At 64.5% G+C, this 6,509-nt stretch carries 3 protein-coding genes and 1 other RNA gene; 3 read left to right on the top strand and 1 reads right to left on the bottom strand.

From position 1 onward, the window contains the following. Nucleotides 1-401 precede the first annotated feature (401 nt). Nucleotides 402-804: RNase P RNA component class A (gene rnpB / locus Q8R75_RS18620), an RNA gene on the bottom strand. Between the two features lie 123 nt (nucleotides 805-927). On the opposite strand from rnpB, the gene Q8R75_RS18625 reads away from it, so the two are divergent. From Q8R75_RS18625 to Q8R75_RS18635, 3 genes are all read left to right on the top strand, one after another. After that, on the top strand, nucleotides 928-3,243 hold the full coding sequence (locus tag Q8R75_RS18625) for an ATP-binding protein (RefSeq protein WP_305626575.1): 2,316 nt from the start codon (nucleotides 928-930) through the stop codon (nucleotides 3,241-3,243). Nucleotides 3,244-3,333: 90 nt separating this feature from the next. After that, entirely contained in the window at nucleotides 3,334-4,347 is a 1,014-nt protein-coding gene (locus Q8R75_RS18630) for an SPFH domain-containing protein (RefSeq protein WP_305613360.1), read from the top strand. Nucleotides 4,348-4,485: 138 nt separating this feature from the next. Then, nucleotides 4,486-6,132, top strand: coding sequence for an NAD(P)/FAD-dependent oxidoreductase (locus tag Q8R75_RS18635; protein WP_305613359.1), 1,647 nt, complete (start codon nucleotides 4,486-4,488; stop codon nucleotides 6,130-6,132). Nucleotides 6,133-6,509 lie beyond the last annotated feature (377 nt).

Below are 6,509 nucleotides of genomic sequence, written 5' to 3' on the forward strand. Positions count from 1 at the left end.
TTGTGGAGTGATTCGGGAATGCGGCTTGGCCCGGGAATCACCGTATTCCCACTTTCAATCCACTATATATCCAATATTGCTCCACTTTAGCTTTCGACTGCGCCAGGGTCAATAGACGGATGCAAGCAAAAATGTTGTCGCAACAATGACTTAGCGTGAATTTTTCACGCGGTTTCAGGCAAAAACCTTTTGTTTTTAATGGGATAGAAAATGAATTGAATGTGCTTGATGAGAAGCTGCATCCCGACTTGAACGCGGTGGGGCAAAGTGGGGCGGAAGTGGAGAGGAATACAACGCCAGCCGATGCAAACCGCTTTGGGAAACAGCAGGAAGGAGCAGGGAATCGAGCGGGAGGCGGGAAAGAGAGGACAAGCAGGGAAAGAGAGGACAAGCAGGGAAGGAGTGGAAGTCCGCCTGTAAGCCGGGTTCTGTTGTGCGCGAACGCACCGGCAACCATTCATCTGGGCGACGTGTTGCCACGTCGCTCGAGCAGCCTACCCGGAAGCGACGCGAGCCGCGTCATGGCTTCCCTATTTGGCCTTGCCCCGGATGGGGTTTTGCGTGCCGTGCGCGTTGCCGCGCACGCGGTGGGCTCTTACCCGGCGTTGCCGCCCGCCCGCAGGCGCACCATTTCAACCTTGCCTGATCCTTGCGGCCATCGGCGGTATGTTTTCTGTTCCACTTTCCGTCGCCTTGGGCCGCGCTTTCGCACGGCTTGCTGCGCCCGGCCGTTAGCCGGCATCCTGCTCTGCGGGGCCCGGACTTTCCTCCGCGCTTGCGCGCCGCGGTTGCCCGGCGGACTTCCGGCGCGAATTCTACCCGTTCGTCGGCCGGGCGCCGGAAACATCGTCTGCCGCACTCAAGAACCCGCGCCGCCGGCCGTTCAGAAGGTTCAGAACTCCGACCCTGAAGGCCGCCTTCCCGCTCATGAACCTGTCGCTGCAGTCTGCCCGACATCTTGCCCGTTACTGGCTGGCCTACTTGCTGGCCGCGCTGGTGATCGGTCTGCTGGTGGCCGAACTCGCCGGCGCGACCGGACTGGCCGGTGTGGGGCGCGTGTCCCGCCTCGGTCTGACGCCCCTGCTGGTGCCGGTGCTGATCGTCTGTCTGGCGCTCTGGGCGGTCGGTGTGCAGCTTGATGCCGCGCGGGGCGAGCTTGAGCACTTGCACGTCGAACTCGAACGGGCGCAGACGCTGGGCCGCACCGGCAACTGGTCGTACGCGAACGGCGTGTTCGACTGGTCGTCGCGCGCGCGGCGAATACTCGGCATCGAAGGCGCTGCGCCAGCGTCTTTCGAACAGCTGCTCGCCCACGTTGCGGCAGACGATCGTCTGCCACTCGAACGCGCCTTGCGCGCTGCGCAGGCCGGTGCGCACTACCGCACAGAGTTCTGCGTCAGCCACCCTGATGGCGAACGGCGCGTGCTGTTCGAAGGTCGCGTCGAGTCCGCCGGTGCGGCCGCAGGCGGTTCGGTCACCGACCTGCCGGTGCTGGCCGGCATCGTGCAGGACATGACCGACCGATGGCGCATGGAGCGCGAACTGCACTGCGCGATGCGCTACCAGCGCGCGCTGCTCGACAATTTCCCGTTCATGGTTTGGCTGAAGGACCGCGATCTGCGCTTTCTGGCGGTCAACAAGCCGCTCGCGCGGGCCGGCGGGCTGAACGATCCGGACGAGGCCTGTGGCCTGCAGGATCACGACCTGTGGCCGAACGACTGCGCCGATGCCTACCGCGCCGATGATCTCGAAGTGCTCGAAAGCCGCCAGCCACGCTGTTCGGAATCCTTCGTTGCGTCCGGTACGGGATCGATCTGCCTTGAAGTGTGGAAGGCTCCGGTGCTCGACGAGAACGGAGAACTGCTGGGCACGGTCGGCTTTGCGCGCGACATCAGCGAGCGCAAGCGCGGCGAACAGGCGCTCGAGCGCAGCCGCGAGCAACTGGCCATGCTGGGGCGCCTGCAGGCGCGCTTCATCCGCGGTGAATCGGGTGAAGCACTGTTTGCCGCCATGCTCGATATCCTGCTCGACCTGGCCGGCGCAAGCGACGGCTTCATCGCCGAAGTCATGCACGAACCGCGACATGAGCCGCAAGTGAATCTGCTGGCCTGCCGCGACACCGACTGGCTTGGCGCGCATCCCGGGCTGATCGATGAAGCCCTGGCCGCCGATCGCAGCGCGCGGGAATCCGGTGCCATCGTTGCCTTGGCTGCGTTCGATGAACCGCCGAGGGAACGGGTGTGTTTCGCGGTCATGAGTGACCGGCGTCTGGTCGGTCTGGTCGGCCTTGACCTGCCCCACGCTTTACCCGAAGCGTGCCGGACCGGCGTTCAGGCGGCGATCAGCACTTTCGGCCTGATTCTGCAGGCGGGCATTCGCGACCGTGACCGACAGCGCGCCGAGACCGAACTGAAACGGCATCGCGACCGCCTGAGTGAATTGATCGAAGAGCAGCTGTCCGACAGCATGTCGGCGCGGCGCATGGCGGAAAATGCCAATCGCGCCAAGAGCCGCTTCATGGCCAGCATGTCGCACGAACTTCGCACGCCCATCCACGCCATCCTCGCGTTTTCCCGTCTGGCGCTGCGCGATCGACCGCCGCTGGCCGACGTCACGCGCAGGCGCTTCGAGGTGATCCGCGAACACGGCGACCGGCTGCTTGCGCTGGTCGACGATCTGCTCGACCTGTCGCGCCTGGAAGGCGGAGCGATCAAGCTGAACGCGTCGAGCTGCGATCTGGAAGCGCTGGTGGCCGAGGCGATTGCGCAGATGCAGGCCGTTGCGGTCGAGCGTGGCGTGCATATGCGGATGACCGGATTGTTTCCGCAGGTTCCGTTGCAGGCCGACGCGCAACGGATGGCACAGGTGCTGCGCACGCTGCTCGACAATGCGATCCGCTTTTCGCCACCCTCTGCGGAAGTGCTGCTGTCGCTCGAGCGGCACGATCACGAGGGCACGGCTGGCGTACTGCTGCGCGTGTCCGACCATGGGCCGGGCATCGCTGAAGAAGATCGCGAGCGCATCTTCGATCAGTTCGAGCAGGCCGCGCGCCTGCGCGGCGCCGAAGGCGGTACCGGGCTCGGACTCGCCATCTGTCGCGAGATCGTCAATCTCCACGGTGGCTGGATACGGGTGGCGAACCGGGATGGCTGCGGCGCCTGCATCGAAATCTGGCTGGCGGCCCGCGAGCTGGACGAGAATTCGAGTGAATCGAAGCAAATCGAGATGGAAACAACAACTTGAGTCGCCCGCCCGGGACGCGTTGCGGTGCCCGGGACGAGGCGCTAGATTGCGCAGTGGTTGCACGGCAGGTCTTTCCGGAAAGGATGTGAAATGGGTATCGGCGACTTCATCAAGAAGCAGTTCATCGACGTACTGCAGTGGCAGGAGGACGGCGATGGCACGCTGGCCTGGCGGCATCCGATGCAGGACGCCGAAATCCAGTACGGTGCGCAGCTGACGGTGCGTGAGTCGCAGACGGCACTGTTCGTCAATGAAGGGCGCATCGCCGATGTGCTCGGTCCAGGTCGCCACGTGCTCAAGACCAATACGCTGCCGGTGCTGACTTATCTTCAGAACTGGGACAAGCTGTTCGAATCGCCCTTCAAGAGTGACGTCTATTTCTTCAGCACCCGGCTGCAACTGGGCCGCAAGTGGGGCACCGCACAACCGGTCACGGTGCGCGACAAGGATTTCGGAATGGTCAGGCTGCGCGCGTTCGGCGTGTACTCCTACCGGCTTGCCGACCCGAAGCGGTTCTTTGCGGAGATCAGCGGTACGCGCGATATCTATACGGTCGATGATCTCGAGATGCAGTTACGCAACCTGATCGTGTCGGCAATGAGCAACACGCTCGGCGCGTCCGAACTGCCCTTCCTCGACATGGCGACCAATTTCGGCCTGCTGGGCGAACGCATGAAGGGTGCGATGGCGCCGGTGTTCGAACGCTACGGTGTTGCGCTGGACAATTTCGCGGTAGAAAGCGTGTCGCTGCCGGAGGAGCTGCAGAAGGCCTTCGATACCCGCGTATCGATGGGCATGGCCGGCAATCTGGCCGCCTTCACCCAGTACCAGACCGCCACGGCCATTCCGATGGCGGCGCAGAATGAAGGCGGGCTGGCCGGCATCGGCGCCAGCCTGGGCGCCGGTCTGAGCATGGGGCAGGTGATGACCGAAGCGATGCGCGGTTCGGTACTGCCTGCAGCGTCAACCCCGGCAACCCCGGCGGCGGCCGAAACGCCGGAAGCCAGGCTGGGCAAGCTGAAATCCCTGCTTGATGGCGGTTTGATCACCGACGCCGACTACACCGCCGCCAAGGCGGAACTGCTCAAGCAGATCACCGGCTGAATGCCGGCCGCGGCGAGGCGGCCCGGTCGGCGCGCCATCGTCGCCCGGCCGGCCACCGATGCTGCGTATTGCGGTCGCCCTGACGCTAGACTTGCGGGTTGAACGATACCCAGCCCGGCGGCAACGCCCCAGCCCTGCATGTTGCGATTAACCGAAGTCAAGCTGCCACTCGATCACGCGGACGAGGCGCTGCGTTCCGCCGTGCTCGAACGGCTGCGCATCGCGCCCGGCGAACTGCTGTCGTGTACGGTGTTCAAGCGCAGCTACGACGCGCGCAAGCGCTCGAACATCTTCCTGATCTATTCGCTCGATGTGGAGCTGGTGGATGAAGCCGCCGTGCTGGCACGCCTGAAGGGTGTTCCGAACGTACATCCCACACCCGACATGGACTACCGCTTCGTTGCCCGGGCGCCTGCCGGCCTGGCACAGCGCCCGGTCATCATCGGCATGGGGCCGTGCGGGATTCTGGCCGCGCTGGTGCTGGCGCAGATGGGATTCCGCCCGATCGTGCTGGAGCGTGGCAAGGCGGTGCGCGAGCGCACGAAAGACACCTGGGGCCTGTGGCGCAAGCACGTGCTGGATCCGGAATCAAACGTGCAGTTCGGCGAAGGCGGCGCCGGCACCTTTTCCGACGGCAAGCTGTACAGCCAGATCAAGGATCCGAAGCACTACGGGCGCAAGGTGTTGAAGGAATTCGTCAAGGCCGGTGCGCCGGAAGAAATTCTGTATGTCAGCAAGCCGCACATCGGCACCTTCCGGCTGGTCGGCATGGTCGAGAAGATGCGCGCCGAAATCGAGGCGCTCGGTGGCGAAATCCGCTTCAGGTCGCGCGTCGAAGACCTGATCGTCGAAGACCGCAACGTGCGGGGCGTGATACTTGCCGGCGGAGAAGTCATTGCCGCCGATCACGTCGTGCTGGCGGTGGGCCACAGCGCCCGCGATACCTTCGAAATGCTGCACGAGCGCGGTGTCTATATGGAAGCGAAGCCGTTTTCGGTCGGTTTCCGTATCGAACATCCGCAGGCGCTGATCGACCGCTGCCGCTTCGGCGACTACGCCGGCCACGCACTGCTGGGCGCGGCCGACTACAAGCTGGTGCACCACGCATCCAACGGCCGTTCGGTGTACAGCTTCTGCATGTGTCCGGGGGGCACCGTGGTCGCGGCGACCTCGGAAGCGGGCCGGGTGGTCACCAACGGCATGAGCCAGTATTCCCGTAACGAACGCAACGCCAACGCCGGCATCGTGGTCGGCATTTCGCCGGAAGACTATCCGGGTCATCCGCTGGCCGGCATCGCGTTCCAGCGCCAGTGGGAATCGCGCGCTTTCGAACTGGGTGGCGGCGACTACAGCGCGCCCGGTCAGTTGGTCGGGGATTTCATCGCCGCGCGGCCGTCGACGCAACTCGGTGTGGTCACGCCGTCCTACACGCCGGGCGTCCGCCTTGGCGAACTCGATATGGCGTTGCCCGCGTACGCGATCAGTGCCATTCGCGAGGCGCTGCCGGCGTTCGACCGGCAGATCAAGGGCTTCGCGATGCATGACGCAGTGCTGACCGGCGTGGAAACGCGCACGTCTTCGCCGATCCGCATCAAGCGTGATCCGGTGAGCTACCAAAGTCTGAATACGGTCGGGCTGTATCCGGCCGGTGAAGGGGCGAGCTACGCCGGCGGTATCCTGTCGGCAGCGATCGACGGTATCGAGGTGGCAGAGGCCGTGGCGCTGAGCATGGCAGGCGGGGCGCACGTCAGCGGGGCGAAGCGCGGATCGGTCGAACTTTCGTAGACGACTTCCGCGGGCGACCCGGACGACCGGATCGGCGGGCGATGAGCGGTGCTCGCCGAAACCCCCGTTCTGTCCCCGGAGGCAGCTGCGGTTTCTGAACACCTCGTGTCATTTGATCAGAACGCGTATCGCGGACGGGGTCCGCTCCTACGAAAAACGTCGCCCGTTGCGAGGCCGTCGCGGTTTTCGTAGGAGCCTGCCCTGCAGGCGATCCGGTCTTCGGACACGCGGCAGCGCATGATCAACGTACGGATCGCGGACGGGGTCCGCTCCTACGAAAAACGTCGCCCGTTGCGAGGCCGTCGCGGTTTTCGTAGGAGCCTGCCCTGCAGGCGATCCGGTCTTCGGACACGCGGCAGCGCATGATCAACGTACGG

Source organism: Methyloversatilis sp. (assembly GCF_030696805.1).
Lineage (GTDB): Bacteria > Pseudomonadota > Gammaproteobacteria > Burkholderiales > Rhodocyclaceae > Methyloversatilis.

Coding starts and splice junctions, on each gene's coding strand:
- Q8R75_RS18630 (WP_305613360.1), top strand. CDS start 3,334: ATGGGTATCGGCGACTTCATCAAGAAGCAGTTCATCGACGTACTGCAG.
- Q8R75_RS18625 (WP_305626575.1), top strand. CDS start 928: ATGAACCTGTCGCTGCAGTCTGCCCGACATCTTGCCCGTTACTGGCTG.
- Q8R75_RS18635 (WP_305613359.1), top strand. CDS start 4,486: ATGTTGCGATTAACCGAAGTCAAGCTGCCACTCGATCACGCGGACGAG.